Here is a 25349-nt window from a genome sequence, read left to right on the forward strand (position 1 = left end):
GCGGATTAAACCAACAACTCTGTTTCAAGCAGTCGTTTTCAGCCATGCAGCCTATCATCTCGATTTCCGGGGTCTCCAAGACCTACGCCACCGGCTTCAAGGCGCTGAAGGAGATCAATCTCGACATCGTGCGCGGCGAGATCTTTGCGCTGCTCGGGCCGAATGGCGCCGGCAAGACAACGCTGATCTCGATCGTCTGCGGCATCGTCAACCGCTCGTCGGGTTCCGTCACCGTCGACGGCCATGACATCAACCGCGACTACCGCGCCGCGCGCAGTCTGATCGGGCTGGTGCCGCAGGAACTGACCATCGACGCCTTCGAGAGCGTGTGGGCGACGGTTAACTACAGCCGCGGCCTGTTCGGCAAGCCGGCCGACAGGGCGTTCGTCGAAAAGGTGCTGCGCGACCTGTCGCTCTGGGACAAGAAGGACGCCAAGGCGATCACGCTGTCCGGCGGCATGAAGCGCCGGCTGATGATTGCCAAGGCGCTGTCGCACGAGCCGCGCATCCTGTTCCTCGACGAACCGACGGCAGGCGTCGATGTCGAGCTGCGCCAGGACATGTGGGCGATGGTGCGCCGGCTGCGCGAAGACGGCGTCACCATCATCCTGACCACGCATTACATCGAAGAAGCCGAGGCGATGGCCGACCGCGTCGGCGTCATCAACCGCGGCGAGATCGTACTGGTGGAGGACAAGGCCGAGCTGATGCGCAAGCTTGGCCGCAAACGGCTTGTGCTGGAACTGCGCAGTCCCCTGGCCACCGTTCCCGATGCTTTTTCGCACTACGCGCTGGAGCTTTCGCCGGATGGCGGACAGCTGACCTATACTTATGACAACCAGAGCGAACGGCCGGGCGTCGCCTCGCTGATCCGCGAGCTCGAGGCGGCCGGCATCCAGTTCCGCGACATCGATACCGAAAACAGCTCGCTCGAGGAGATCTTCGTCAATCTGGTGAGGAAACCGGCATGAACCCGCGCGCGGCCATGAATCTTCATGCGGTATGGGCGATCTATCGGGTGGAGATGGCGCGCGCCCTTCGCACTGTGCTGCAGAGCATCGTTTCGCCGGTCATTTCGACGTCGCTCTATTTCGTCGTCTTCGGTTCGGCCATCGGTTCGCGCATCACCGAGATCGACGGCATCAGCTACGGCGCCTTCATCGTACCGGGGCTGATCATGCTGTCGCTGCTGACGCAATCGATCTCCAACGCCTCTTTCGCCATCTATTTTCCGAAATTCGTCGGCTCGATCTACGAATTGCTGTCCGCGCCGGTGTCCTATCTGGAGATCGTCATCGCCTATGTCGGGGGCGCGGCGACAAAGTCGATCGTGCTTGGCCTGATCATCCTGGCGACGGCCTCGCTGTTCGTGCCGCTGACGATCGAGCATCCGTTCTGGATGCTCGCCTTCCTGGTGCTGACGGCGGTGACCTTCAGCCTGTTCGGCTTTATCATCGGCATCTGGGCGAAGAGCTTCGAGCAGCTGCAGCTGGTGCCGCTGCTGATCATCACGCCGCTGACCTTCCTCGGCGGCAGCTTCTATTCGATCAACATGCTGCCCGGCATCTGGCGCACGGTGACGCTGTTCAACCCGGTGGTCTACCTGGTCAGTGGGTTCCGCTGGAGCTTCTACGGCAAGTCCGACGTTTCGGTCGGCGTCAGCCTCGGCATGACGGTGGTCTTCCTGCTCATCTGCATAGCGATCGTCGCCTGGATCTTCAGGACCGGCTACCGGCTGCGCAACTGATCGAACGGGCCTCGTCCAGGCGAAGCAGCCTTATCGATCGACCTTTCCTTGCCGAAGGCGATAGGCCTGCGCCCGATGCCTGGAACCCGCGCTTGAACGCCTCGATCTTGCTTTTCATGCATTGTTATATATCATGTTATCGATGTTCACGGGGATGAAAATTGACCTATGGAAGACGTCATACGATCGCTTGGCTTCCTGTGCCTGGGCAGCAGGCTGAAGCGTATAGGCGAGCAACTGCAAGCGGAGGCGCAGCGCCTGCTCGACAGGCTGGATGTCCCGGTTCAGGCGAGCCAATACCCGCTGCTGGCCGCGCTCGACAGGCTGGGTCCGCTGTCGGTCGGGGAACTGGCGCAATCCCTTGGCATCGCGCAGCCAGGCGTAACGCGAAGCGTCTCGCTTCTGGCCGAATTGGGACTGCTCGAAGTCAGTCCGTCGACCGATGACCAGCGGCGCAGGATCGTCTCGCTTACTCGGGACGGGCGGCGGCTGGTCGATGTCGCAAAGCGCGACGTCTGGCCTTGCATCGAGAACGTGGTCGCGGATTTGTGCGCGGGTTTTTCGGGGCCGCTTCTTGAGCAGCTGGCTGCCATTGAGGACGGCCTCGCCGCTACCCCTCTCGACCGTCGTGTAAATAAGCCTGAGGGTGCCGCGCAATGAGACATCTGCTCGACCGCCCTATCTGGAGCGCGCTTCAGACGCGACATCGGGCCTTCGCGGAGGGTGACAACCTCGCCATGCGATATCGGCCGTCGATCGTCCCTTTCGCCGCCACTGGCGCGGACGACCCGGAAAGCCTGCTGGCGCTCGAAAAGCTTGTCTCCCCGGGCGAGAGTGTGATCCTGCTTCAAGCGGACGCGATTGCTCTGCCCACGGGGCTTTCCGCGACTTCGACCGCAGCCGGGGTTCAGATGATCGCCGAGCAGTCATTGCAGATCGTCTCCGACCCGCGCGTGCATCGTCTGACCCGAGACGATGCTGCTGAGATGCTCGCCCTGACATTGCTCACCAAGCCTGGCCCATTCACGCTCGAAGCCTTGAGCCTGGGCGATTTTTGGGGTGTGAAGATCGAGGGCAGGCTTGCGGCAATGGCCGGCGAGCGCATGAAGCAACCTGGCTATACTGAACTCAGCGGGGTGTGCTCACATCCGGAATTTCGCGGCGGTGGCCTAGGAAAGCTGCTGTCCCTATTCGTGGCAAACCGGATAGTGGCGCGCGGCGAAGTTCCCTATCTCCACGCCTATGCCAGCAACGCCGCGGCCATAGCGTTATACGAGTCCATCGGCTTCAGGTTGCGAAGCACAATGAATGTGGCCGTGGTTCAGCGCACCGAATGATTAGTCGGCGCATGATGCGCAGCATGGATGCATCCGGTATCGGAAGGAAGGATTTCGTACCGCCGAAATCCTTCCTTGAGACTGCAAGACCTTGCTGCGTGTCAGACCGCGATCTTGCCGCCGCCTTGCCTGGTGATGGCAACGACCGCCGGGCGCACCGGCATGTCCGGTTTGAAGTCGGGCCAGCGCGTCGACAAATCCTCATAGTAGGACGGACGGCCGAAAGCCTCCCAGTCCTCGCCGCCGTCGCCCGGATGCTGGACGGCAACGAAGGCGGTCTGGTCGTCCGGCGCAAACAGGGGACCGCACATTTCGGCGCCGATCGGCACGCGGAAGAACAGCTTTGATGTCGCCCGTGCCGTCCCCTCCGTATCGACAGCCCACAGACCATCGGTGCGGCCGGTGGCTTTCGGGCCTTGGCCGTCGGTGGCGACCCAGAGGCGGCCAGCCGAATCTACCGTGCAATTGTCCGGCATGCCGAACCAGCCATTGGCGGTGGTTGCGGTCGAGAAGGTGGCGCCGACGTCGGCCACAGCGGGATCGCCGCATTTCAGCAGGATTTCCCACCTGCCCTTTGTCGCGGTGAAATCACCGCCGTCCTCGACGATCTCGATGATGTGGCCAAAGGCATTTTCGGCACGCGGGTTGGCAGCGTCGACCTGGTCGGCCTTGCGCTTCGAATTGTTGGTCAGCATGACATAGACCTTGCCGTTGGCGGCATTGGGCTGGATGTCTTCCGGGCGGTCCATCTTGGTGGCGCCGAGCAGGTCGGCGGCGCGGCGCGTCTCGATCAGCACGTCGGCCTGGCTGGCAAAGCCGTTCTCCGCCGTCAGCGGCCCTTGGCCGAAGACGATCGGCAGCCATTCGACCGAACCGTCCTCGGCGAACTTGGCTACATGCAAGGTGCCGTCGTCGAGCAAATCCATGTTGGCGGCGCGGTTGTCCGGATCGAACTTGCCTGTGGTGACGAACTTATAGACATAGTCGAAGCGCTCGTCGTCGCCGAGATAGAAGACGACACGGCCATCCTTGGCGACGATCGATTCGGCGCCCTCATGCTTGAAGCGCCCCATCGCGGTGCGCTTCCTCGGCGCCGAAGTCGGATCCTGGACGTCGACCTCGACGATCCAGCCGAAGCGGTTCGGCTCGTTCGGCTCCTTGCCGATGTCGAAACGGTCGTAATGCGCTGCCCATTCATAGGCACCTTCGGGAATGCCGAGGCGCTTGTAATTGGCGGCTTCCTTATGCCCCTGCGGCAGCTCGCCCGAGAAATAGCCGTGGATGTTCTCCTCGGCCATGACATAGGTGCCCCACGGCGTGACGCCGCCGGCGCAATTGTTGATGGTGCCGATGACCTTCGTGCCGGTCGGATCGGCGCTGGTCTTGACGCGGTCGTGGCCGGCGACCGGGCCGGAGAGCGCGATCTCGGTGTTGGAGGTGATGCGGCGGTTGAGCTTGCCGTCGCGAACGACCTGCCATTTGCCTGATACCTTGCGTATCTCGACGATAGTGCCGCCATGCGCGGCCATCTCGACATCGACTTGCTCCCTGCTGAGGGGCGCCTGCTTGGCTTTGCCATCGACGATGGTGACGAGACCCGGAAACATCAGGTGCGGATTGGTGTATTCGTGATTGACGACCAGCAGGCCGTGCTCGGCCGAGCCGTCGATCGGGATATAACCGACATAGTCGTTGTTGTAGCCGAATTGTCTGGCCTGGGCTTCCGCCGACTGTTTTGTCGGATCGAATCCCGGCGAATCGGCGAACAGCGGATCGCCCCAGCGCAGCAGCACGTCGGCGTCATAGCCAGGTGCGACGTGATGCTTGTCGTCGATGCCGGCCTCGAGCTCGTCGAAAGCGAAGGCGGAGCCTTCGGCGGCGCGGGCGTTGTCGGCGGTGATCAGCGCCAGCGGGCTGACGGTAGCGGCTATGGCCGAGACGGCAAGCGAACCCTTGAGGAAGCCGCGGCGCGAGAACCGCGCGGCGATGATCTCACCCATGGTGCGGTTGTCGGTGGGATTGGCTCCTGGCCCATCGTTTTCCTCGAGCAGGCTGGTGCGGAAATGGGCGTCAGGGGTGCGATGTTCGGTCATAGGGCCTGCCTCTGGCTGGATGGATTGCTGGAGCGTGTTGCCTTGCCAATCCGGTATTACCGGCAGGTCACAGTTTGATGACATGCCGGCTAAATTGCCACCTGCGATTTCGTCTCCAACATCGGCCCTGCTTGACCGCGACCGGCGCTTCGGAAACAAGAGCTGCGGCAGGCGGTAGGGACCGCATCGGGAGGAACAAAAGTGAGTTTCTGGGGACTTGGGCAGCTCTGCGTCTCGACGGTGATCTTCCTGCTGGCGGCGATGGCCGCAAAACAGTGGGGGCTGGCGCCGAGCCTCGGCAAGATCGTGCTGACGTTGGCGCTCTACTCGCTGGGCAATCTGATCATGCTGAGGCTGATCCGTGAATTCGGCATGTCGGTGTCGTTCAGCCTGTCGGCGGTGATCCAGCTGGTGTCGGTGAATGTGGTGGCGCTGGTCTTCTTCGGCGAGCGCGTCAATGCCTTGCAGGCAACCGGCATCGTGCTTGCCATCGCAGCTGTGGCGCTGATCACGCTCGGGCCCTATCTGCAAAGGCTGTAACTGCGATCGGGCCGATGAAGAAGATTGCAAGCAGACTGCCCAACTGGCTGGAGTTCCCGGTTCTGCTGGCCGGGCTGGTCATTGCCTGCGGGCTGTGGGGATTCGAGGAGCTGATGGAGCTGGCGCGGGCGACCACGCCGCATGCCTTCGACACCGAAATCCTGCTTGCCTTCCGCAAGGCCGGGCAGCCCGACAATCCGATCGGACCAGCGTGGCTGGAAGGGGCGATGCGCGACATCACCAGCCTCGGCAGCGCCAGCGTGCTGGGGCTGATCACGGCAGCAATGATCGTCTATCTGCTCCTTATCCGCAGGCCAGGCGCGGCGCTTCTCATGTTCGTCGCGGTAGCGGGCGGCCAGCTCCTGTCAATCGTGCTGAAATTCGACATCGACCGGCCGCGCCCCGATCTGGTCTCGCATCTCGCCGATGTGGCATCGCTTTCGTTTCCGAGCGGCCACGCCATGCTGTCGGCGGTGACATATTTGACGCTGGGCAGCATGGCGGCGCGGTTTTTGCCCGGGCGCACAACGAAGATCTATGTACTCGGGCTGGCGGTGCTGACGACAGTGGTGGTCGGCATCAGCCGCATCTATCTCGGCGTCCACTGGCCGTCCGACGTATTGGCCGGCTGGTGCGCCGGCTTTGCCTGGGCGATGCTGTGCTGGCTTGCGGCACGGTTCCTGCAGCGATGGCTTGGGCGGGCCGACGGCACCTGACTCAAATCAGCCTGTTGATCAGGCCATGACCGCAGCCTGCCAGCAGGAAAACCATCGACAGCAAGGCTGTCGAGGTCGCCAACGCTTTGAATATCTTCACCCGCTCATCCTTTTGAAGTCGTTCCTGTGAAATCGGGATCGCAGCGGATGTCCCGCCAAACGATGCCGAGGTTTGTAGCATGACACCGCATCGGCTGGCAAAGAGTGCTGCATGTTTGGAGGCAGATCATCAATCCTTGGTGCAGGAAGACGTCGCCGCCCGCGCCAGCGCAGGAACTTCATCCTCGACTGTTCGGCGGTGCCGTTCTTCGATTCGACGGCAGCCAATGTCATCGAGGGCGCGGCCCACAAGGCGAGCCGCGCCGGCGTTCGCTTCATTATATCAGGCGCTTCACCGCAGGATACGCCGCATGCTGATCACCCACGGCGTCAAGCGGCCGCTGGTGACTTACGCGCCTCGATCACGGATGCGCGGGCGCAGCTGAGGAGAGCCGCGCCCGCCGCTTGAGCTGGCAACGCCGGCTTAGTCGAGGCCCAACGCTGAGACCTCGCCCTCGTTCATCAGCGGCACGAAGATTGTCGACCTGCCGTCGGTGCCGATGTCGGCGCTGCCCGGCTTGAACGTCGCAACCGCTTGCGGCGTACCGCCGGTTTTGTAGCGGTAGAGCGTGCCGGTCATATAGGCAGTGGCGTAGATGCTGCCGCCGATGGCAACGACGCCATCGAGGTTGGCAAACTTTTCCGCGCCGGGCAGTGGCGAAACGGCCTTGGTAGCAAGATCGACCGAGAGCAGGCCGCCCGGCTCCGCGGTGCTGAAGTCGGGCTTGATGCCCTTGCCCCAGGAAGCGACGATCAGCCGGCCGCCATCGGCGAAGATGCCATTCGGCGAAGCAAGCGCCGCATCCCTGACGAACAGTTCGGGCCGGTCGCCGTCGATGCGATAGATCGTATCGGCAAGCATATCCGTGACGTAGATCTTGCCGGACGCGTCGGCGGTCATGTCGTTGAGAAAGACCGCGTTCGGCACGTCGATCGTCGATGTTAGCTTGCCGCTTGCGAGATCGACAACGCGCACATGGGTGAGGTCGGCGACGTAGAGTTTGCCGCCGACAATCGCCATGCCCTTGGGCGCGTCCATGCCGTCGGTCCAGTGTTGCGTGACGAGCTTGCCGTCCATCGACAGGATCGACAGATAGCCGTTGCCGTCGGCTTCGCCGGGATTGCCGACGATGTTCGAGACGATAACGCGCTGGCCGGCGGCGTCGAACAGCGCCGATTCAGGCTGATCGAGGCCGCCGGTGCGCCAGAGTTCAGCGGCTTGAACTGCCGGCGCGGCCGCGATGCCGACCAGGGCGAGAAGTATCGAGGTGAAGAGGCTCTTCATGGCTGGTCTCCTGTAATGGACTGGCGGAGAGCTAGGCCTTTCGATACTTTTCGGGAAGAGCTATCAGGACTAGTACCGAAGGCTGATACCAAATCGTGCAAAAGAGGTGCATCCCATGAACGGCCTGATCTTCGAAGCGCTGAAGCGGACGCTTAAGGCAAAGGGCATCACCTATCGCGTCCTTGCCGAGCGGATGGGTGTTTCCGAGCCGACGGTGAAGCGCATCTTCCACGAGCGCAACTGCAAGCTCGACCGGCTGATGGAGATCTGCACTGCCGCCGGCGTAGAGTTGGAGAACGTGCTCGGCTCTATGAACAGAGGACCAGGACCCGCCAACCAGATCGCGCCGGAGATCGAGCGCAAGCTCGCCGGGCGGCCGGCACTACTGTTCGTCTTTGTCATGCTTTCCGAGAAATTCACGCCCGAAGGCATCATGCGCTCACAAGGGCTGAGCGAGGCTTCGATGTTCCTCTATCTGCGCGAGCTCGAGGAACTCGGCCTGGTCGCGCTCGGTCGCGGCCTGTCGGCAAGGCTGCTGATCGAGGCGCCGATCCAGTGGAATTTCGAGGGGCCATTGCGGCCGCTGTTCGAGACGACCAACAAGAATTTCATCGGCTGGGCCATCACCCATCTCGAGCGCGAGTCGACGTTCGTCAGCTTCTCCAGGCGGATGCGGCCGGAAACGGCGGAAATGGTCAGGCGCGAGGCGGAGGAATTGGCGGAGCGCGCCAAATTGCTTGCTCATCACGACCAGCACACGACGCCTGAAGACCGACTGGTCGGCTACAAATGGACGTTTGCGTTCGGCGCAACGCCGTTCCCGGTGATCATGCCGATCGGGCCGCATCCGCGCGACGCAGGCGCACGGACGGACGATCGAGTTGCGGCTGCCGCAAACGGACGACGTCTGCCGGCCTAGGTCAAAATGCAGAACAACCGAGTCCGGGCTGTTGGCGGCAGCCAGTCTGACTGAGCTTCTTACCCCTGAGTATCGGCCGCAAACCGGTTCTCAGAAGGTCCCCTGCTCAAACACAAGATCGAGCGGCTATTCGGCGGTCTTGTTCGCCACCTTGTCATCCCAGACCATCTGCCGGTAGTCGAAGCCGTATTCCAGCGTCGGCTTGACAATACGGAAATAGGGCGACAGGTCGAAATCACGCGGCGTGTAGAGCGAGTGATGGCGGATGTGCAGGATTTCCCTGCGCGAAAAGCTCGACTGGGCCGAGGCACGGCCAGGCGCCCGGGTAATCTCCGGCAGGATCGGGTAGCGGATCAGGCCATACGCCTCGGCGATCAGCGACGAGCAGATGGCGCGCGTCGGGTCGCCGGAACCGAAAGCCAGCATGCGGCGGCGCCAGCGCACCGGCACCGGCGGCGTCGGCAAGAAGTAGCGCAGCATGTCGAATATGTTCCTGAGATCGTATCTGAGACCGAGCCTGCCGATCATGAACGCGACGACCGCTTCGCGATCGTCCGGAGCCAGGCCACTCGCCCGGCAGATGCGGGTGTTGTAGCTGCGATAGCGCGACAGCGGCACGGCGATGCAGCCATCGCCGAGCGTGACCTCGATCAGGCGCCGCCGCTCCGATCCGTCCTCCGGCTCCGGCAATGCATCGCCGATATAGAAGGCGGCATGCGACCAGGTCGACTGGGTGAGGTATTTGATCGCCGCCGAGATCTTCTGGTTGCCTTCGATGAGCAGGATGTCGCCGGGCTCGAGCGTGCGGCGCAACGTTTCGGCGTCCGACGGCGTGTAAGGCTCGTAGCCGGACGATTCCTCCTGCAGCCGGCCGGCAAGCCAGCGGCCAAGTCGGTCCAGAAGCGTGTCGCCGGGCTCGGTCATGCCAGACGGCGATTACCACAGGGCGGCAAGTTAGACCATGATCAGCCCACGCCAGGCGTGCCGGCGTCTTCGTGCGCAACTGTGAGATCTTCGCGCGCCTTACGGGCGAACTTCCTCGTCGAGCGCTTCGGGCTGTCGCCGAAAAGCTCGGCCGCCTCGGCGAGGCAGGTCTTTTTCAGGCTCTTTTCCGAACGCTTCAGCAGCTTGGCAAGCAACCGCGTCTCTTCAGCAGGACCGAGTGGCTGGTCCTCGGCATCGAGAAGCGCGCGCATGACGAACACATCGTGCAGCTCGCCGAGCCGCTCGCCCAATTCGTCGACGGCCTTGCGCCGCGTTTTGATCGGCGTCGGCCACAGCCGGCCGAGCAGCGACAGGTGCATGCCATGCGTCTTGGCCGCCTTGCGCAGGTCGTGAAAGTCATCGGCTTCGCCGCGCGAAGCCGCCCTGTCCAGCGCTTTCCTGGCGCGGCGCAAAGTGGTGCGCGCGCCTTCGGCGAGCACGTCGGCAGCCTGCTCCGGCTGGTCGGGCAGAGCGAGCTTGTCGATCCGGGCGACACCTTCCTCGCAAGCGGAAATCGCCGCGCCTATCGCAGCATCGAGGCCTGCTCCGCCATGCAGTTCATGCTGGCGCGCGACGAGCCTGTCACGCACGGCACCGAGGCCATCGGCGGCACTTTGCTCGGGAAAGCTTGCCGCCAGCCGGTCGATTGTTTCGACCAGCGCGGTCGCCTCGCGCGGGCCGGCAAGCAGGGCCGCCACCTGGCGGTAGCACCGATTCTCCGTCACGCAGAATGTTTCGTCTCCGGAACGGACAAGGCGCAGCAAGGCGCGGACGTTCTTCAGCCGTTTGCGGCATTTGTGCAGCCCCGGTTCGGGCCTGTCACGCGCCGCGTTCAGATGGTCGATCACCTTGCCGATCTCCTCGGCGAGGATGCGCCTGACCTCTCCGGTCAGCGACATGCGCGGATCGATACGAAAGCTCATGCGACGATCTCCGGAATCCCCCCAAGGGCGAGCGACGCGTTGTAAAATCTCGGCTCGCCGGTGACTTCACGGCCGAGCCAATGTGGCAGCATTTCGTCCTGTATATCATCCGGCGTCTCGAGCTCGGCGATCACCAACCCCGCAAGCGTCCCGCCGAAGACATCGACTTCGTAGCGATAGCCGCGATGTTTAACATGGTGGCGTGTCTTCTCGATGACATGTCCGATGGCAAAGGCCTGCATCTCCTGCGCCTCCGCCAAAGGTACCGGATATTCGAATTCATCGCGCTCGCGTGCCTGGCTGCCGAACTTGAGCGTCAGCTTGGCGGCCGCATCGTTGCTGATGCGAACACGAACCGTACGGCTGGGTTCGGCGACAAGATAGAATTGACGGATATGAATGTCCGCCTCGACCATTGCCCGCCATTCCTCACCTGAGACCAGGAATTTACGCTCGATTTCCTTGCCCATGGCCAGGCACTAAAGCGCGCACGGCCAGAGTTGGCAAGCCGCTTGACCGCACTTGACTTTAATCATTCGATTGATTAAATTGTTGGCCATGATCAAATCGCCCAGCGCCAGCGGCCTTCCTCATGAGGCGCCCAAGACCGCCGCCGATATGACGCGGGCGGCACTTGTCCGCGCGGCGTTGAAACTGTTCGGACGGCAAGGTTTCGACGGCACCTCGACGCGCCAGATCGCGGCGGAGGCCAAGGCCAATATCGGCTCGATCGCCTATCATTTCGGCGGCAAGGAAGGGCTCCGCAACGCGGCGGCCGACTACATCGTCGACACCATCCAGACCGTTGCCGGCCAGGCGATCGGCAATCTGCAGGCGCCGGTCGCGGCATTGGCGGACACCGAGGCCGCGCGGGCACATTTAGCCGTCGCACTGGAGCGGATGGTCGCCTTCATCGCGGCAAGGCCGGAAGCCGGCGAGATTGTACAGTTCGTCCTGCGCGAGCTGTCGCATCCTACCGCGGCGCTCGACCGTATCTATGACGGCGTGTTCGAACCGGCGCATAACCGGCTCTGCCTGATCTGGGAACAGGCGACGGGCGAGCCGGCCGAGAGCGAGCGCACAAAACTCACCGTGTTCACGCTGATTGGCCAGGTCGTCTATTTCCGCATCGGCCGCCAGGCGGTTATGCGCCGCATGGGCTGGCGCGAGATCGGCAATGACGAGGCCGGAAAGATCGCGGCGGTGGTGACGGATAATCTCAGCGCGATTTTGGCTCGGCGCGATTTGGCTGCCCGAAAGGATCGTGGATCATGAGCCTGCTCTGTTCTTTGCCGCTTGCCGCCCAGCTTTTCAGCGCCTGCGCGCCGGGAGCACCGCTCGCCGTCGGCTACGTCGAGGGCGACTACGTCCTGCTCGCGCCGATCGAGGTGGCGCAGGTCGAGACGATTGCGGTCAAGCGCGGCGACCGCGTCGCGCCCGGCACGCCGGTGGTGACGCTGGAAAACGCCGACGCCAAGATCGCCATCGCACAAGCCGAGGCGGCCCTTGCGCAGGCCCAGGCGCAACTTGCCGACCTGCAGGTCGGCAAGCGGCCTGAAGAGATTGCGGTGCTCAAGGCGCAGCTCGACATGGCCAAGGCGCAAGCCGCCGACGCCAAACGCCGTTACATCCGCGCCAGCGATCTGTTCAAACGCGGCACCGGCACACAGGCCGACTACGACACGGCTTCCGCGACGCTGGAGACGGCCAACGCGCAGGTCGGCCAGGCGGAGGCCAATCTCGCCGTCGGCGGCCTGCCGGCACGGCCGGAGACGATCAAGGCCGCCGACAATCAGGTCAGGCAGGCGCAGTCGGCGCTGGAGCAAGCGCAATGGCGGCTGTCGAAGCGCGTGCTGACGGCGCCCTCGCCCGGCCGCGTCAACGATGTCATCCGCTATCCCGGCGACACGGCCGGGCCGACCGCGCCGGTCATCTCGATACTGCCGGATGGCGCGGTGAAGCTCAGCGTCTATGTGCCGGAAAGCGCGTTCTCCTCGGTCGATGTCGGCACGCTGCTCAACGTCCATTGCGACGGTTGCGGATCGGGCGTGAAGGCTCGCGTCAGCTACGTGTCGCCGGATCCGGAATTCACGCCGCCGGTGATCTACTCGCTCGAGACCCGGCAAAAGCTGGTCTATCTGGTCGAAGCGCGGCCGGAGAGCGACGCCAGCGCATTGCAGCCCGGGCAGATCGTCGACGTCGATCTGGCGGACATCGGAAAATGAACGTCATCGACGTGCACGGCCTGGTCAAGCGCTTCGGCGACAAGACCGTCGTCGACCATGTGACTATGGCTGTGGCCAAGGGCGAGATCGTCGGCTTCCTCGGGCCGAACGGCTCGGGCAAGACGACGACCATCCGCATCATGTGCGGCTTGCTGACGCCGGATGAGGGCAAAGGCACGGTTCTGGGCTTCGACATCCGCACCGACAGCCTGCGGATCAAACGCGAAGTCGGCTACATGACGCAGAGATTCTCGTTCTACGAAGATCTGACGATCGGCGAGAATCTCGAATTCGTGGCACGGCTGTACCGGCTGAAGCCGCTCGACGAGCACGTGGCTAAGACGCTTGAGGAGCTCGGCCTGACATCGCGCAGGGACCAGTTGGCCGGTACCCTGTCCGGCGGCTGGAAGCAGCGGCTGGCGCTGGCCGCCTGCATCATGCACAAGCCGAAACTGCTGCTGCTCGATGAACCGACGGCGGGCGTCGACCCGAAAGCGCGACGCGAATTCTGGGACGAGATCCACCGGCTGGCGAGCGGCGGCCTGACCGTGCTGGTCTCCACCCATTACATGGATGAGGCCGAGCGCTGCCATCGCATCAGCTACATCTCCTACGGCAAGATGCTGGCCACCGGCACGGTCGAGGACGTGGTGAGGAATGCCGGGTTGACCACCTTCGTCCTGCAAGGGCCGCGGCTCGATCAGGTCGCTGCCGCACTTCATGGCCGCCCCGGCGTCGACCAGGTGGCGCCGTTCGGCGCGACGCTGCATGTCGTCGGCTCCGACAGGACGGCACTTCAGGCAGCGCTCGCCGATGTCAAGAAAGAGCACGAGGGCGTTACGGTGACGCCCGGCGAGACCAGCCTGGAGGATGTGTTCATCCAGTTCATGTCCGGTTCGAAGGACAACATGGGATGAAAAATGGGATAAACAGCATCTTTTCGTTCGCCAGGCTAGGCGCGCTGCTGATCAAGGAGTTCATCCAGATGCGGCGCGACCGCATCACCTTCGCCATGATGCTCGGCGTGCCGTTGATGCAGCTGGTGCTGTTCGGCTATGCCATCAACAACGATCCGAAGAGCCTGCCGGCAGCGCTGGTGGCGATGAGCAGCGATCCTTACACACGAGCCATGGTTTCGGCGCTGCAGACCACCGGCTACTACCGCTTCGACCATGTCGCGCAAAGTGCCGCTGAGGCGGAATTCCTGATGGCGCGCGGCGACGTCGCCTTCGTCGTCACCATTCCCGCCGATTTTGCCCGGCGGGTCGAGCGCGGCGACAGCCCGCAGATTCTGATCGAGGCGGATGCGACCGACCCGGCCGTCGCCAGCGGCGCCATCTCGACGCTCGGCACCGTCGCCAACCAGGCGCTGCTCAGGGCACGCGGCATGCAGGAAACGGCGGCCGAGGCTGCCCGGGGCCAGCTCCAGGTGGTGGTGCACCGGCGCTACAATCCGGAAGCCGTCTCGCAATACAACATCGTGCCCGGCCTGCTCGGCGTCATCCTGCAGATGACGATGGTGATGATGACCTCGATCGCGCTGACACGCGAGACCGAGCGCGGCACGATGGAGAACCTTCTGGCGATGCCGTCAAGCCCGCTCGAGATCATGCTGGGCAAGGTGCTGCCCTATCTGGCGGTAGGCGCCGTGCAGGTGCTGGTGGTGCTGGCAGCCTCGAAGCTTCTGTTTGCCATACCCTTCACCGGATCTATGTCGCTGCTGTTGACGGCGGTCCTGATCTTCGTCTTGGCGCTGGTGCTGCTCGGCTACACGATCTCGACGATCGCCCGCACGCAGATGCAGGCCCTGCAGCTCACCTTCTTCTTCTTCCTGCCGTCGATCATGCTGTCCGGCTTCATGTTCCCCTATCGCGGCATGCCGGACTGGGCGCAGGTTTTCGGCGAAGTGCTGCCGCTGACGCATTTCCTGCGCATTATCCGCGCGGTGATGCTGAAGGGCGCCGAACTGCCGGCGGTGGCAACGGAGATCGGCTGGCTGGTGGTGTTCGTGGCGCTGTTCGCCGGCATTGCGCTGGTGCGGTTCCGCCGGACGCTGGATTAGGGTCGAACTCGATCCGCTTGTGCAAAAGATCGAGATTCACACGGACTTGGCCTGGCCCGGGACCGGTGTCAATTCAGGCGCATTGAGCCCTTCGAAGGGATCGCGCCAGGCGTCGATTTCTTCGAGTTGAAGATACCAGCGACTGACAGAGGGATAGTCATCGAGCGGCAATCGGGCGACATCGTTGAAGGGCAGAAACGTCGCCATTCGAAAGTCGGCGTAGGAAACCGAATTGCCGACCAGCCAGTCGCGCTCAGAAAGCTCGGCATCAAGTATTGCAGCGGCGGTACTGAAGTCCCTCAGGCCCTCCTCAACCCGCGCCTGATCTATCGGGCCGAGCCCATAGCGCTGTTTGGTCCCGCGTTCGAAATGCACGACATCGCAGGCTCTTGCGAAGTTCTCTTTCCCCCAACTCAGCCATCGGATCATCTCGGGCTCGTCGTCGCCGGCGCGCCAGAAATCCGAATGCATATCGCGCGAAAGCCGACAGGCTATGGCGTCGGCCTCCCAGAGGCTTTTTCCCGAACCTATAAGGATGGGCAATGAAAGATTTGGATTGAGCGGCCGAAATCGCTCGGCCTGGCCCGGAGCGAAGGGAGAGGCGAATTCAAACTCGACCTTGGCGTTGAGATACCATGCCACCGCGACCGCGAGGCGAGGATTGGGATTGCGGCTGAAGAACAGTTTCATTGATCTCAGTCTTTGAAGCGTACCGGTTCGACCGGGTACAACGGACGCTTGAGCACCTCGAATCGGCACATGAGCTGGAACTGGTTGCTATCCTAGCCGGCAGCAATGATCTCGGCATAGGTGCTGAGATCGACATTGCCGCCGGAGAGCACCACGGCAATGGATTTCCCGGCAAGGTCGATCTCGCCTGACGACAGCGCGGCCAAGCCGACGCAACCGCCAGGTTCGACGACCAGCTTCAAGCAAGCCATCGCATCGCGCATCGCCTGTGCCACCGCCTTGTCGGAAACGGCGATGGCGCCCGCGAGATTCTTGCGGTTGATCTCGAAAGTGATCGCACCCGGCTCGGCGACGAGAAGGGCATCGCAGATCGAGGTGGGGCCGGGCGCGTTCGACACCCTGGCGCCTTTGATCAGCGAACGGCGTGTGTCGTCGAAATGCTCGGGTTCCACGGCCCAGACGGCGGTGCCCGGCGAGGCGTCCTTGACCGCGATCGAAATGCCGCTGCTCAACCCGCCGCCGCCGCAGGGAACCACTACCGCATCGAGGCTGACGCCAAGCGCTCTTGCTTGGCGCATCAATTCGAGGCCGATCGTGCCCTGGCCGGCGATGATAGCCGGATCGTCGTAGGGCGGCACCAGGACCATGCCGTTTTCCACGTAAGAACGGACGACGGCAGTGCGATCGTCGCGGACCCGGTCGAAGGTGATCACTTCGGCGCCCATCTTCCTGACATTGCCGACCTTCATCGCCGGCGCGTCGGTAGGCATGGCGATTACGGCCTTGACGCCGAACATCGCCGCCGCGGCGGCGACGCCTTGCGCGTGATTACCCGACGAGAAGGCGACGACGCCGCGGGCGCGTTCTTCCGCCGAGAGCGAGGAGAGCTTGTTGTATGCACCGCGGAACTTGAACGAGCCGGTGCGCTGCAACGTCTCGGGCTTGAACAGGATCCTGGCGCCGAAGCGCTTGTTCAACTCCGGCGATTCGATCAGCGGCGTTTCGACGATCAGTCCGGACAATCGCGCTGCTGCGCTGTGAATATCGGCGATGCCGGGAGGGGTGGTCATGGCTAGGGTCCTGCAAGAGATGAGACCGCCTATGCTGCATGGAAAGGGAGGCGGCGCACCAATGAAAAAATGTGACCGTTACAATTCGTCCTTGGAGGCAGGAGAGTGGGGCGTGACTGTCCCCACCGCCTCCTCGGCCCTCTGCCATGCATTCGTCGCTTCAGTCGACAAATCGTTGTCGATTGACCGGCATAGCCTGCCGCTCCTCACCCCAACAGCGTCTTTTGCCGTTTGGGGCCGCCCATCTTGCGCCAGGTGTTGAAGCGGTGGGTGGCGGCGGCGAAGGAGATCTTCATCTGTTGGGCGACCGAATAGCGCGACTTGCCCTCGTCGAACAGCCGATAGCAGCACTCGACGCCCTCCTCGGTCAACTTGCCGTCGGGAGCCTTGTTGTGCGGATTGGCGGGATCAAATTTTTCGACCTGCTGCTCGACTAGGCCTTTCAGGCGCTGCAGATCCGCCACAATATTAGCGATAAGGTCGAGAACCGGTTTGGGATCAAACAGCTGCTGTTTTTCCGGCATCTGCGGCGTTCCTTTTTCTTGGTTGAGATTCGGTTATATAAGTGAACGTTTGCCGATAGCAACGGCGATGTGTTCGGAATTTTGAAGCCTGTACCTTTTGAGCATGAGTGGAGCGCACACGATTGACCGGCGACGTGCGAGGTCATAGTTTAGAACTATTCTAAACTAGGGTGAATTTCTCATGCTTTCCCGCGTTTTCGGCTTCGGCCGCCGTCCCTTTGAATCGCTCTCGGAACAGGAGATCCTGGCGCTCGCCATCTCCTCCGAGGAGGATGACGGGCGCATCTATCGCGCCTATGCCGACGGGCTGGCGGAGAGCTTTCCGCAATCGGCCAAGGTGTTCGAGGAGATGGCGGAGGAGGAGGACGGCCATCGCGATTCGCTGATCGAGCTTTACCGCAAGCGTTTCGGCGAGCGCATACCGCTGATCCGGCGCGAACATGTGAAGGGCTATTACGAACGCAAGCCGGACTGGCTGGTGAGGCCGCTCGGCATCGATCATGTGCGCAGCCAAGCCGAGGCCATGGAGCGGCAGGCCTACCTGTTCTATATCGAGGCGGCCAAACGCACAGGCGATGCGTCGACGCGAAAGCTGCTCGACGATCTGGCGATCGCAGAACAGGGCCACGAGACACTGGCGCAGCGGCTGGAGCAAAAGCATGTGCCGGGCGCGGTCAAGGACGAAGAAACAGCAGCCGAGCAGCGCCAGTTCATCCTGACCTATGTCCAACCGGGGCTGGCCGGGCTGATGGATGGCTCGGTGTCGACGCTGGCGCCGATCTTTGCCGCCGCCTTTGCCACGCATGATACGTTCCAGACCTTTCTGGTCGGGCTTGCCGCCTCGATCGGCGCTGGCATCTCGATGGGTTTCACCGAGGTGGCTTCCGACGACGGCAAATTATCGGGCCGCGGCTCGCCGGCAAAACGCGGGCTGACCGTCGGCGTCATGACGACGCTGGGCGGGCTCGGCCATGCGCTGCCCTATCTAATCCCGCTTTTTTGGACGGCGACCATTGTCGCCGCCGTGGTGGTTTTCTTCGAGCTGTGGGCGATCGCCTTCGTGCAGAACCGCTACATGCAGACGCCATTCTGGCGCGCCGCCTTCCAGGTGGTGCTGGGTGGCGCGCTGGTGTTTGCGGCAGGGGTGCTGATCGGGAATGCCTAACAGTCCTTAACCATTTACCGCCTGGCTGTCCTGAGGCGCCTCTGCGCGTTCGGTCAGGCCGTAATCGCGCACGACATGGGCGATGCGCAAACGATAGTCCGCAAAGATACCGCCGCGCCCGGCCTTCTGCGCCTGCCGATGTTCCTGCGTGTTGCGCCAGGTCTTCACCGCGTCCTCGTCGCGCCAGAAGGACAGCGACAGGATGCGGTTCGGATCGGCAAGGCTCTGGAAGCGCTCGATCGACAGGAAACCGTCGATGCCGTCGAGCAGTGGGCGTAGGTCGGCGGCGATGCCGAGATAGGCATCGCGCTTGCCCGCCGCCGGCTCGACCTCGAAGATGACGGCGATCATGGCTTCACCAAAGGAGCATGCGGCCCGGAGGCCAGCTTGAGGAAGATGCGGTCCTCCTTCAGAATGAATTTTTCCCGTCGGGCGAACTCGTAGTTCGCCTTGCCGGCGGGATCGGCGGCGAGCCGGGCGCGGTAGGCTTCGTAGGCCGCAAGACTGTCGATGTTGTAGGCGGCATAAGCCGTGGTGGCCGAGCCTTCGTGCGGCGCGAAATAGCCGACCAGATCGGCGCCGCAGCGCGGGATCGCCTGCCCCCAATTGCGTGCATATTCCTCGAATGCCGCCTTGCCGAACGGATCGATCTCGTAGCGGATGAAGCAGGTGATGGTCATTTTCGCCTCCTTGGCGGTGGATGTTTTCTTGCGGTCACAGTTCGAGCCGGATCGAAACGTTCCGAAGATCGATATGCTAGGCAAATCCCTCGCTGATCATGCCTGCCAGAACGATTTCGCGCATTCGCGGCGGACGTCTTCAGGTGTCAGGCCAAGGTCACGCAGCAGATGATCGTCGATCTCGGCGAGGTCGAGACGCTGCAAATGACGGTCGTACCACTGCTTCAGGAGCCGCAGCCGCAAGCGGCGCAAGACAATGAACGGGAACGGCCGGCGAGCAGGCGCGGCGCTGAGAATGGTCCTTGCAGGCATCGTTGTCTCCTTGATTTGCATCGAGACTAATGCTTTATCTGACGAGGATGCTTCGATGAGGAACGAACTATGCGCGAAGGACCTGACATAGCCCGCATTGCCAGCCTGGTGGGCGATCCGGCGCGGGCAAACATGCTGTCCGTATTGATGGGCGGCACGGCACTGACGGCGAGCGAACTGGCACTCGAAGCCGGGGTGTCGCTTCCGACAGCGAGCTCGCATCTGTCGAAGCTGATGGAAGGCGGGCTGCTGACACTGGCGAGCCAGGGGCGGCACCGCTATTACGGCCTCGCCGGCCCGCAGGTGGCGGGAATGATCGAAGCCATCACCGGCGTTGCCGCTGCGGTCGGACCGCAGAGGGTGCGACCCGGCCCTCGCGACGCGGCCATGCGCGTGGCGCGGGTCTGCTACGATCACCTCGCCGGCGAGCGGGCGGTGGCGATGCTGGACCGTCTTGTGGCTCGACAAGTGCTCCTGCGCGACGACAAGGTGATCCAGCTTGGGCCGTCGGCCGCCTCGCATTTCGCCGCGATCGGCATCGACATCCATACCAAAGCGCGGCGACCGGTGTGCCGCGCCTGCCTCGACTGGAGCGTGCGGCGTTCGCACCTCGCCGGCACGCTGGGCGCCGCCATTCTCGACAAGATCCTCGCCGAGAAATGGGCGCGGCGCGAGAAGGACAGCCGTGCCGTGATCTTTTCACCGGTAGGCAAGCAGGCCTTCGAGACGACGTTTCTCGCCTGACGGCTCGCTTCAATGCGCTAGAACGGTTCGTCGTTTCACGGAAACGCCGAACCGCTGTATCTTTTTGTTTTGAAGCATGTCGTTGTCGCAAACCGCTGCACATTTTTGCGCGGCATGCATTAGCCGCGCTTGAGCGGCTTAGCCTGCTTGAAAAAATCCGCCCAGGGATCGGCTTGCCCGAGCCGCTTCAGCGTCGTCTTGTCGCCGATCGGAAAGGCGTTCGGCGGCAATCCGGCCTCGATTTCCGCCCAGGTCACTGGCATCGATATCGTGGCGCCTTTTTTGGCGCGCGACGAATAAGGCGCAACCGTGGTGGCGCCGCGGCCGTTGCGCAGATAATCGACGAAAATCTTGCCGGTGCGCGCCCTCTTCGACAGCGTCGCCGTGTAGCGGTCGGGCGCGGCCTGTTCGAGCGCTCGGGCGAACTCATGGGCGAAGCCTTTGACCTCGTCCCAATCCGCCGACGGCTTCAGCGGCACGACGACATGATAGCCCTTGCCACCTGACGTCTTGACGAAATTCGGCAGGGACAGTTCGTCGAGCCGGCCGCGGATATCGAGCGCCGCCGCGCGCACCGCCTTCACGTCGACGCCCTCGTCCGGATCAAGATCGAAGATGATCTGGTCGGGTTTTTCCAGATCGTTGGTGGTCGAGCCCCAGATGTGGATCTCGACGACGCCCAGTTGCACCAGCGCCGCGACGCCGTCGAAATCGCGGACGAACAGGATTTCCTCGCCGTCCGTCGGATCCTTCATCACGGCTATTTTTTCACTCATGCCCGCTGAGGCATGCTTCTGGAAAAACCGTGGGCCGCCAACGCCGTCCGGCGCCCGCACGAGGCTGAGCGGCCGGTTGATGATGAATTGCTTCATGCGCGGCCAGACCAGTGCGTAATGGTCGACTAGATCCTGCTTTGACACCTCCTCCTGCGGCCACAGAAGCTTGTCCGGGCGAGACAGCGTAACCGACGTTTTCGCCGTCCCGGCGGGTTTGGCGGGCTTTGCCTTGGGCTGCTCTGCCGGAGCTGAGCGTGCTTTCGGTTTCTCCTGCACGACTTCCTCCGCCGGCTTGTCCTCGCGCAATCCCTGGAACGACGCGTGGCGTATTATACGGTCCGACGTCCAACTGCGAAACTCCACTTCGCCGACAAGTTCGGGCTTGACCCAGACCAGCCCCTTGCCCCTTGGCACCGCCCTGTCGAAGGGCGAGGACGTCGTCTTTAGCGCATCAAGCCTCTTCTTCAACTCGTTGGTGCTTTTGGCCGTGAAGCCGGTGCCGACGCGGCCGGCATAGCGCAGCTTGCCGCCCTCGTGATAGCCGACCAGCAGCGAGCGCAGGCCGCGCCCGGTCTTGTCCGACGGCATATAGCCGCCGATGACGAATTCCTGGCGCGCCGTGCATTTCGACTTCACCCACGAGGGAACACGACCGCTGCGGTAGGGCGCATCGGCACGCTTGGAGACGACGCCTTCGAGCCCCAGCCGGCAAGCATGCTCCAGCATGATCTTGCCGGGCTCGGCAAAGTGGTCGCTGAAGCGCACAGCCTGATCCTCGGCCTGTCCGGCGAGCAAAGTGCGCAGCCTTTCCTTGCGCTCGACCAGCGGCTCGGAACGGATATCCTCACCGTTGAGACGCAACAGGTCGAAAACGTAGTAGATGAAACGATCCGTGCGGCCCGCCGACAGATCTTGCTGCAGCAGCGAGAATGACGACACGCCATTATCCGCCAGCACGACGATTTCGCCGTCGATGATGGCGTCGGTGCATTTCAGGCCGCCAAGTGCGGCGACAATCGCGCCACCGAATTTGTCGGTCCAGTCGAGGCCGGTGCGCGTCAAAAGCCGCACCTCGGTACCGGCAAGCTGCGCCTGCATGCGATAGCCGTCGAACTTCACCTCATGCAGCCAGTCCTTGCCGGGCGGCGCGTCCCGCTCCAGCGTTGCGAGCGCCGGTTCGATGAATTCGAGCCGCCTTGCCGCGACTGCCTTCTTGCCGGTAGCCGGCCTGTCGGACTGCCAGACGCTTGGCTTCTTGCCGTCGGCGGTCTTGCCTTGGCCGACCTCCTCGATGGTCAGGCCGGATTTCACCGATTGCGGCGCCTCCTGCAAAATGTCCTCGCCCGGACGCGCGGCGGCATCGTCGGATTTGATCAGCAACCAGTTGTCACGCTTTTCGCCCGGACGCGGCTTCAGCCGCACCAGATGCCATGCGCCATGCAATTTGTGGCCATGCAGTTCGAAACTGATATGGCCTTTCTTCATCGCCTTTGCCGGGTCGCCATCGGGGACCCAAGTTCCCTCATCCCAGACAATGACCGAGCCGCCGCCATATTGGTCCTTCGGGATGGTGCCTTCAAACGGCGCATAGTCGATCGGGTGGTCCTCGACATGCACGGCGAGCCGCTTTTCGTGCGGGTCGAGGCTCGGGCCTCGCGTCACCGCCCAGCTCCACAGCACGCCGCCGTGCTCGAGACGAAGGTCGTAGTGAAGCCTGGTGGCGGCATGCTTGTGGATGACGAAGATGCCACCCGGCACGGCTTTCTTGCCGCGCGAAACCTTGCCGGCTGGTTCGGCCGTCTTCTTGAAATTGCGCTTGGCGTGATACTGCTCGAGGCCGGCCATGGGCGGATCCTAAGCAGATTTGCGCCGGGCGGCTTTGGACTTGGCGCCTTTTGCCGGGCGTCCGGTCTTTGCCGGCGCACCGGCTTCCGACGAAAGGCTCTTCTTCAGCGCATCGAAGAGGTTGACGACGTTGGAGGGCCGTGGTTCCGCCTTGGTCTTCGGTGCCTTCTTGCCGGCCTTCTTGGCGCGGACCAGCTCCATCAGGGCGCTTTCGTATTTGTCCTCGAATTCGGAAGGATCGAACTTCGCCTGTTTCTCATCGACGATGTGTTCGGCCAGCCTGATCATCTCGGCGTCGGTCTTCACCGGCTTGATGTCGCCGAACACCATCTCGGGCCTGCGAACCGTATCGCCATAGCGCAGGGTCGTCAGCAGCAGACCCTTGCCCAACGGCTCGATGACCACCGGACGTTCGCGGCGATAGAGCACAATGCGGGCTAGCCCCGCCGTCTTCTTGGCGGCCATGGCGTCGCGGATGACGGCGAAGGCCTCTTCCGAGACCTCGTCCGCAGGCGTCACATAATAGGGCGCATCGAGATAGATCTGCTGGATCGAGGATTTTTCGATGAAACCATCGAGGCTCATCGTATGCGAGGATTCGATCTGCACGGCTTCGATCTCCTCCTCCTCGATTTGGACGAAGTCGCCGTCGCCGATCTCGTAGCCCTTGATCTCGTCGCCTTCATCGAGCGGCTTGCCGCTTGCCGAATCGACATAGACGCGCTTGACGGTATTGCCGGTCTTGCGGTTGAGCACGCGGAACGAGACTTTCTCGGCCTGGGTGACGACATTGGTCAGTTCGACGGCGCAAGTGACCAGCGAAAGCTTGAGATACCCTCTCCAGGCGGGTCGCGGCGCCATGACAAACTCCCTGCGCGACAATGTTCAACCGATAACGGCGTTCAACCGAGAACGGCCAAAGTCCGTTCCGGTTCCGGCGGCGCAAAAGGCAAGTCCGAGCTTTCAACCCAGCCTTGCCTTGTTCTCGCTCGCTGCCCTACTCGGCGGCTTGCAGGTTGACCTTGCTTTCCGCTATTTCGGTAAGCTTGCGGTCGGTTGCCTGCTCCTCCTTGAGGTTGTTGGCCAACACATTGGCGCAGTCGCTGCGGCCCAGTTGCTTGGCCCAAGCAATCAGGGTGCCGTAACGGGTCATCTCATAATGCTCGACCGCCTGGGCGGAGGCGATCAGCGCAGCGTCGAGGACCTCCTTGTCGGCGATGTCGCCGCTGACGTCGTCGGCTTCTTCGAGAATGCCGTCGATGGCCGGGCAGTCGACCTGCTTGGCCTTCACGCCGTGCAGTTCGAACACCTGCTCGACACGCTGGATATGACCCTTGGTCTGAGCGAGATGTTTCTCAAAGCCGGCTTTCAGCTGCGCATCACTCGCCTTGTCGATCATCTTCGGCAGCGATTTCTCGATCTGTTTTTCAGCGTAATAGATGTCGCGCAGCGTGTGCACGAAGAGGTCGTCGAGGGTTTTGATATCCTTCGAAAAGAAACCCATGGCCTTTGCCTTTCCATTGCTCTTGCAGTTTCGGATTTTTTTGGCTGCGGCCCACCCGAGCACCACAGCCTGCGGCGCCGGTTCGTCCCGGCACTGGGAATCAACGTGCGGCTGACGGGCCGGTTCCTGGTTTTCCGGCCGCGTGCACGGAAATTTCGCGGTCCGGCAAAACCTGAAACAAAACCGCGCCTCTGCGACATTCAGGCGAAACATATGTGATGCAAAAGTCACACTGGACGAAATGCCGCCGGACTGCATGGAAACACCGCGAATCAGCCGCATTCCAGCCATGAACAAAGGCATTTTCGACCAGAGATTAACATCGCGTTCACCGACTATTCACGCCTGGACGCTATGATCCCCGCAATTCGGAAGGGACATCCGAAACGGGACAGGGACCGAGTAAAATGAGCTTCTGGAATCAAATCGCCGGCTATGCCGCCGCCATCCGCGAATTCGTCGCGCCGACCTATCGGCCTGAGCGCTATTATATGCGCGGCCCAGGCCCCGCCTGCGCGCGCCGTGGCAACACGCTTGGGATCAGCGTGCGCTGATGATGAGCATGGAGAGCCGTCACGACAGCCGAATCTGCCGGCCCGACGCCGACAATCGGTCAACGACCTATCGCGCCGAGCGGCCTGCGCTGACCGACAGACGGCGTGCGACAACGCCAAGCCTCTAGCATTCCGGGCTAGTTGTGTGCGTCAAGTTCTGCAAAATGGCGTGGCATTGCGGTGACGTCGGCGTGTCCGCCGCGCAGCCCCCGTGTTTAGCGGAGCGGCGGACACATGACGGTGCTCAGGCGGCCAAGGCCCTCAGGCTCTCCTTCTTGTGCTCGCGCAGATGATCCATGTTGAGGTAGCGGGTCGCCTCGAGCCAGTTCTCGTGGATCTCCACCGCCAATGCCCGAACCAGCCGCAGACAGCTCCGCGGGTTGGGGAAGATGCGAACGACCAGGGTGCGCCGCTTGATCTCCTGGTTCAGCCGCTCCAGCATGTTCGTCGACTTCATGTGCTTGTGGTGGGCTAGCGGCAGCCGATAGAAGCTCAGCGTCTCCTCGATGTTATCTTCCACCCAGTTGACCAGCTTCGGGTATTTGGCCTGCCATT

General features: G+C 62.6%; 29 protein-coding genes and 1 pseudogene. 15 read left to right on the plus strand and 15 right to left on the minus strand.

What is annotated here, in order from left to right; translation table 11 throughout:
- Window positions 1-44 precede the first annotated feature (44 nt).
- The 4 genes from NKH16_RS30655 (at window position 45) to NKH16_RS30670 (ending at window position 3084) form a co-directional block, all read left to right on the plus strand.
- Window positions 45-971, plus strand: coding sequence for an ABC transporter ATP-binding protein (locus NKH16_RS30655; protein WP_352903331.1), 927 nt, complete (start codon window positions 45-47; stop codon window positions 969-971).
- Between the two features lie 14 nt (window positions 972-985).
- Window positions 986-1747, plus strand: coding sequence for an ABC transporter permease (locus NKH16_RS30660; RefSeq protein ID WP_352451914.1), 762 nt, complete (start codon window positions 986-988; stop codon window positions 1745-1747).
- Window positions 1748-1915: 168 nt separating this feature from the next.
- Window positions 1916-2407 (plus strand): MarR family winged helix-turn-helix transcriptional regulator, encoded by a 492-nt coding sequence (locus NKH16_RS30665; RefSeq protein ID WP_352903333.1) that lies wholly within the window; start codon window positions 1916-1918, stop codon window positions 2405-2407.
- A complete protein-coding gene (locus NKH16_RS30670; RefSeq protein ID WP_352903335.1) occupies window positions 2404-3084 on the plus strand; it encodes a GNAT family N-acetyltransferase in 681 nt (226 codons plus the stop codon). Before NKH16_RS30665 ends, NKH16_RS30670 begins: the two co-directional genes overlap by 4 nt.
- 101 nt (window positions 3085-3185) lie before the next feature.
- Here NKH16_RS30670 and NKH16_RS30675 read toward each other — a convergent pair whose 3' ends face one another.
- On the minus strand, window positions 3186-5177 hold the full coding sequence (locus tag NKH16_RS30675) for a PhoX family protein (protein ID WP_352903337.1): 1992 nt from the start codon (window positions 5175-5177) through the stop codon (window positions 3186-3188).
- Window positions 5178-5378: 201 nt separating this feature from the next.
- On the opposite strand from NKH16_RS30675, the gene NKH16_RS30680 reads away from it, so the two are divergent.
- The 3 genes and pseudogenes from NKH16_RS30680 to NKH16_RS30690 all read left to right on the plus strand — a co-directional run.
- Window positions 5379-5717 (plus strand): hypothetical protein, encoded by a 339-nt coding sequence (locus tag NKH16_RS30680; RefSeq protein ID WP_023679017.1) that lies wholly within the window; start codon window positions 5379-5381, stop codon window positions 5715-5717.
- 14 nt (window positions 5718-5731) lie between these two features.
- On the plus strand, window positions 5732-6433 hold the full coding sequence (locus tag NKH16_RS30685) for a phosphatase PAP2 family protein (protein ID WP_352903339.1): 702 nt from the start codon (window positions 5732-5734) through the stop codon (window positions 6431-6433).
- 259 nt (window positions 6434-6692) lie between these two features.
- Window positions 6693-6941, plus strand: a pseudogene (locus tag NKH16_RS30690) (sodium-independent anion transporter); the annotation flags it as partial.
- 15 nt (window positions 6942-6956) lie between these two features.
- Here NKH16_RS30690 and NKH16_RS30695 read toward each other — a convergent pair.
- Window positions 6957-7817 (minus strand): SMP-30/gluconolactonase/LRE family protein, encoded by an 861-nt coding sequence (locus NKH16_RS30695; protein ID WP_352903341.1) that lies wholly within the window; start codon window positions 7815-7817, stop codon window positions 6957-6959.
- 115 nt (window positions 7818-7932) lie between these two features.
- Between NKH16_RS30695 and NKH16_RS30700 the strand changes: the two genes are divergently transcribed.
- Window positions 7933-8736 (plus strand): helix-turn-helix domain-containing protein, encoded by an 804-nt coding sequence (locus tag NKH16_RS30700; protein WP_352451850.1) that lies wholly within the window; start codon window positions 7933-7935, stop codon window positions 8734-8736.
- A gap of 126 nt (window positions 8737-8862) precedes the next feature.
- Here NKH16_RS30700 and NKH16_RS30705 read toward each other — a convergent pair whose 3' ends face one another.
- The 3 genes from NKH16_RS30705 to NKH16_RS30715 are packed head-to-tail and all read right to left on the minus strand — an operon-like array spanning window position 8863 to window position 11113.
- Window positions 8863-9660, minus strand: coding sequence for a C40 family peptidase (locus NKH16_RS30705; protein ID WP_352684032.1), 798 nt, complete (start codon window positions 9658-9660; stop codon window positions 8863-8865).
- 41 nt (window positions 9661-9701) lie between these two features.
- The gene (locus tag NKH16_RS30710) at window positions 9702-10643 is read right to left on the minus strand and encodes a CHAD domain-containing protein (protein ID WP_352903343.1); all 942 of its coding nucleotides are present in this window, start codon (window positions 10641-10643) and stop codon (window positions 9702-9704) included.
- A complete protein-coding gene (locus NKH16_RS30715; RefSeq protein WP_352473606.1) occupies window positions 10640-11113 on the minus strand; it encodes a CYTH domain-containing protein in 474 nt (157 codons plus the stop codon). The genes NKH16_RS30710 and NKH16_RS30715 overlap by 4 nt, the downstream gene beginning before the upstream one ends.
- A gap of 88 nt (window positions 11114-11201) precedes the next feature.
- Between NKH16_RS30715 and NKH16_RS30720 the strand changes: the two genes are divergently transcribed.
- Genes NKH16_RS30720 through NKH16_RS30735 form a run of 4 tightly spaced genes read left to right on the plus strand, consistent with a single transcriptional unit; the run spans window position 11202 to window position 14930 of the window.
- Window positions 11202-11918 carry a CerR family C-terminal domain-containing protein gene (locus NKH16_RS30720; RefSeq protein ID WP_352903345.1) on the plus strand — a complete coding sequence of 239 codons (717 nt, stop codon included), beginning with the start codon at window positions 11202-11204 and terminating at the stop codon, window positions 11916-11918.
- On the plus strand, window positions 11915-12868 hold the full coding sequence (locus NKH16_RS30725; RefSeq protein WP_352903346.1) for an HlyD family secretion protein: 954 nt from the start codon (window positions 11915-11917) through the stop codon (window positions 12866-12868). Before NKH16_RS30720 ends, NKH16_RS30725 begins: the two co-directional genes overlap by 4 nt.
- Window positions 12865-13785 (plus strand): ABC transporter ATP-binding protein, encoded by a 921-nt coding sequence (locus tag NKH16_RS30730; RefSeq protein WP_352903348.1) that lies wholly within the window; start codon window positions 12865-12867, stop codon window positions 13783-13785. The genes NKH16_RS30725 and NKH16_RS30730 overlap by 4 nt, the downstream gene beginning before the upstream one ends.
- Window positions 13786-13793: 8 nt before the next feature.
- Window positions 13794-14930 carry an ABC transporter permease gene (locus tag NKH16_RS30735; protein WP_023679006.1) on the plus strand — a complete coding sequence of 379 codons (1137 nt, stop codon included), beginning with the start codon at window positions 13794-13796 and terminating at the stop codon, window positions 14928-14930.
- 36 nt (window positions 14931-14966) lie between these two features.
- Here NKH16_RS30735 and NKH16_RS30740 read toward each other — a convergent pair whose 3' ends face one another.
- The 3 genes from NKH16_RS30740 to NKH16_RS30750 form a co-directional block, all read right to left on the minus strand.
- A complete protein-coding gene (locus NKH16_RS30740; RefSeq protein ID WP_352903350.1) occupies window positions 14967-15620 on the minus strand; it encodes a glutathione S-transferase family protein in 654 nt (217 codons plus the stop codon).
- Between the two features lie 92 nt (window positions 15621-15712).
- A complete protein-coding gene (locus NKH16_RS30745; RefSeq protein ID WP_352747401.1) occupies window positions 15713-16690 on the minus strand; it encodes a threonine/serine dehydratase family protein in 978 nt (325 codons plus the stop codon).
- A 206-nt stretch (window positions 16691-16896) separates the two neighbouring features.
- A complete protein-coding gene (locus NKH16_RS30750) occupies window positions 16897-17214 on the minus strand; it encodes a hypothetical protein (RefSeq protein WP_352747398.1) in 318 nt (105 codons plus the stop codon).
- Window positions 17215-17395: 181 nt separating this feature from the next.
- On the opposite strand from NKH16_RS30750, the gene mbfA reads away from it, so the two are divergent.
- Complete coding sequence (gene mbfA, locus NKH16_RS30755; RefSeq protein WP_352451856.1) at window positions 17396-18379, plus strand: iron exporter MbfA; 984 nt, start codon at window positions 17396-17398, stop codon at window positions 18377-18379.
- 6 nt (window positions 18380-18385) lie between these two features.
- On the opposite strand, the gene NKH16_RS30760 is transcribed toward mbfA, so the two are convergent.
- The 3 genes from NKH16_RS30760 to NKH16_RS30770 all read right to left on the minus strand — a co-directional run bounded on the left by NKH16_RS30760 (window position 18386) and on the right by NKH16_RS30770 (window position 19371).
- On the minus strand, window positions 18386-18730 hold the full coding sequence (locus NKH16_RS30760) for an antibiotic biosynthesis monooxygenase family protein (RefSeq protein WP_023679001.1): 345 nt from the start codon (window positions 18728-18730) through the stop codon (window positions 18386-18388).
- Window positions 18727-19059 (minus strand): NIPSNAP family protein, encoded by a 333-nt coding sequence (locus NKH16_RS30765; RefSeq protein WP_352451858.1) that lies wholly within the window; start codon window positions 19057-19059, stop codon window positions 18727-18729. Before NKH16_RS30765 ends, NKH16_RS30760 begins: the two co-directional genes overlap by 4 nt.
- Before the next feature lie 96 nt (window positions 19060-19155).
- The gene (locus tag NKH16_RS30770; RefSeq protein WP_352451859.1) at window positions 19156-19371 is read right to left on the minus strand and encodes a DUF1127 domain-containing protein; all 216 of its coding nucleotides are present in this window, start codon (window positions 19369-19371) and stop codon (window positions 19156-19158) included.
- Window positions 19372-19440: 69 nt separating this feature from the next.
- Between NKH16_RS30770 and NKH16_RS30775 the strand changes: the two genes are divergently transcribed.
- A complete protein-coding gene (locus NKH16_RS30775) occupies window positions 19441-20115 on the plus strand; it encodes an ArsR/SmtB family transcription factor (RefSeq protein WP_352457887.1) in 675 nt (224 codons plus the stop codon).
- 119 nt (window positions 20116-20234) lie between these two features.
- Here the strand turns inward: NKH16_RS30775 and ligD are convergent, their stop codons facing one another.
- From ligD to NKH16_RS30790, 3 genes are all read right to left on the minus strand, one after another.
- Window positions 20235-22736 carry a DNA ligase D gene (gene ligD, locus NKH16_RS30780; RefSeq protein ID WP_352457888.1) on the minus strand — a complete coding sequence of 834 codons (2502 nt, stop codon included), beginning with the start codon at window positions 22734-22736 and terminating at the stop codon, window positions 20235-20237.
- Between the two features lie 9 nt (window positions 22737-22745).
- Window positions 22746-23597, minus strand: coding sequence for a non-homologous end joining protein Ku (gene ku / locus NKH16_RS30785; protein ID WP_352451862.1), 852 nt, complete (start codon window positions 23595-23597; stop codon window positions 22746-22748).
- 136 nt (window positions 23598-23733) lie between these two features.
- On the minus strand, window positions 23734-24240 hold the full coding sequence (locus NKH16_RS30790; RefSeq protein WP_352451918.1) for a YciE/YciF ferroxidase family protein: 507 nt from the start codon (window positions 24238-24240) through the stop codon (window positions 23734-23736).
- 407 nt (window positions 24241-24647) lie between these two features.
- On the opposite strand from NKH16_RS30790, the gene NKH16_RS30795 reads away from it, so the two are divergent.
- On the plus strand, window positions 24648-24794 hold the full coding sequence (locus NKH16_RS30795; RefSeq protein WP_023678994.1) for a hypothetical protein: 147 nt from the start codon (window positions 24648-24650) through the stop codon (window positions 24792-24794).
- A gap of 244 nt (window positions 24795-25038) precedes the next feature.
- Here NKH16_RS30795 and NKH16_RS30800 read toward each other — a convergent pair.
- Window positions 25039-25349: transposase (locus tag NKH16_RS30800; RefSeq protein ID WP_352826951.1), on the minus strand; the 311-nt coding region annotated here is incomplete at its 5' end.

It is taken from the genome of Mesorhizobium sp. M1307 (assembly GCF_040318155.1).
GTDB lineage: Bacteria > Pseudomonadota > Alphaproteobacteria > Rhizobiales > Rhizobiaceae > Mesorhizobium.

What these genes read in the sequence shown, in the direction of transcription:
- NKH16_RS30655 (WP_352903331.1), top strand. Translation starts at nt 45, where the DNA reads ATGCAGCCTATCATCTCGATTTCCGGGGTCTCCAAGACCTACGCCACC.
- NKH16_RS30660 (WP_352451914.1), top strand. Translation starts at nt 986, where the DNA reads ATGAATCTTCATGCGGTATGGGCGATCTATCGGGTGGAGATGGCGCGC.
- NKH16_RS30665 (WP_352903333.1), top strand. Translation starts at nt 1,916, where the DNA reads ATGGAAGACGTCATACGATCGCTTGGCTTCCTGTGCCTGGGCAGCAGG.
- NKH16_RS30670 (WP_352903335.1), top strand. Translation starts at nt 2,404, where the DNA reads ATGAGACATCTGCTCGACCGCCCTATCTGGAGCGCGCTTCAGACGCGA.
- NKH16_RS30675 (WP_352903337.1), bottom strand. Translation starts at nt 5,177, where the DNA reads ATGACCGAACATCGCACCCCTGACGCCCATTTCCGCACCAGCCTGCTC.
- NKH16_RS30685 (WP_352903339.1), top strand. Translation starts at nt 5,732, where the DNA reads ATGAAGAAGATTGCAAGCAGACTGCCCAACTGGCTGGAGTTCCCGGTT.
- NKH16_RS30695 (WP_352903341.1), bottom strand. Translation starts at nt 7,817, where the DNA reads ATGAAGAGCCTCTTCACCTCGATACTTCTCGCCCTGGTCGGCATCGCG.
- NKH16_RS30700 (WP_352451850.1), top strand. Translation starts at nt 7,933, where the DNA reads ATGAACGGCCTGATCTTCGAAGCGCTGAAGCGGACGCTTAAGGCAAAG.
- NKH16_RS30705 (WP_352684032.1), bottom strand. Translation starts at nt 9,660, where the DNA reads ATGACCGAGCCCGGCGACACGCTTCTGGACCGACTTGGCCGCTGGCTT.
- NKH16_RS30710 (WP_352903343.1), bottom strand. Translation starts at nt 10,643, where the DNA reads ATGAGCTTTCGTATCGATCCGCGCATGTCGCTGACCGGAGAGGTCAGG.
- NKH16_RS30715 (WP_352473606.1), bottom strand. Translation starts at nt 11,113, where the DNA reads ATGGGCAAGGAAATCGAGCGTAAATTCCTGGTCTCAGGTGAGGAATGG.
- NKH16_RS30720 (WP_352903345.1), top strand. Translation starts at nt 11,202, where the DNA reads ATGATCAAATCGCCCAGCGCCAGCGGCCTTCCTCATGAGGCGCCCAAG.
- NKH16_RS30725 (WP_352903346.1), top strand. Translation starts at nt 11,915, where the DNA reads ATGAGCCTGCTCTGTTCTTTGCCGCTTGCCGCCCAGCTTTTCAGCGCC.
- NKH16_RS30730 (WP_352903348.1), top strand. Translation starts at nt 12,865, where the DNA reads ATGAACGTCATCGACGTGCACGGCCTGGTCAAGCGCTTCGGCGACAAG.
- NKH16_RS30740 (WP_352903350.1), bottom strand. Translation starts at nt 15,620, where the DNA reads ATGAAACTGTTCTTCAGCCGCAATCCCAATCCTCGCCTCGCGGTCGCG.
- NKH16_RS30745 (WP_352747401.1), bottom strand. Translation starts at nt 16,690, where the DNA reads ATGACCACCCCTCCCGGCATCGCCGATATTCACAGCGCAGCAGCGCGA.
- NKH16_RS30750 (WP_352747398.1), bottom strand. Translation starts at nt 17,214, where the DNA reads ATGCCGGAAAAACAGCAGCTGTTTGATCCCAAACCGGTTCTCGACCTT.
- mbfA (WP_352451856.1), top strand. Translation starts at nt 17,396, where the DNA reads ATGCTTTCCCGCGTTTTCGGCTTCGGCCGCCGTCCCTTTGAATCGCTC.
- NKH16_RS30760 (WP_023679001.1), bottom strand. Translation starts at nt 18,730, where the DNA reads ATGATCGCCGTCATCTTCGAGGTCGAGCCGGCGGCGGGCAAGCGCGAT.
- NKH16_RS30765 (WP_352451858.1), bottom strand. Translation starts at nt 19,059, where the DNA reads ATGACCATCACCTGCTTCATCCGCTACGAGATCGATCCGTTCGGCAAG.
- NKH16_RS30770 (WP_352451859.1), bottom strand. Translation starts at nt 19,371, where the DNA reads ATGCCTGCAAGGACCATTCTCAGCGCCGCGCCTGCTCGCCGGCCGTTC.
- NKH16_RS30775 (WP_352457887.1), top strand. Translation starts at nt 19,441, where the DNA reads ATGCGCGAAGGACCTGACATAGCCCGCATTGCCAGCCTGGTGGGCGAT.
- ligD (WP_352457888.1), bottom strand. Translation starts at nt 22,736, where the DNA reads ATGGCCGGCCTCGAGCAGTATCACGCCAAGCGCAATTTCAAGAAGACG.
- ku (WP_352451862.1), bottom strand. Translation starts at nt 23,597, where the DNA reads ATGGCGCCGCGACCCGCCTGGAGAGGGTATCTCAAGCTTTCGCTGGTC.
- NKH16_RS30790 (WP_352451918.1), bottom strand. Translation starts at nt 24,240, where the DNA reads ATGGGTTTCTTTTCGAAGGATATCAAAACCCTCGACGACCTCTTCGTG.
- NKH16_RS30795 (WP_023678994.1), top strand. Translation starts at nt 24,648, where the DNA reads ATGAGCTTCTGGAATCAAATCGCCGGCTATGCCGCCGCCATCCGCGAA.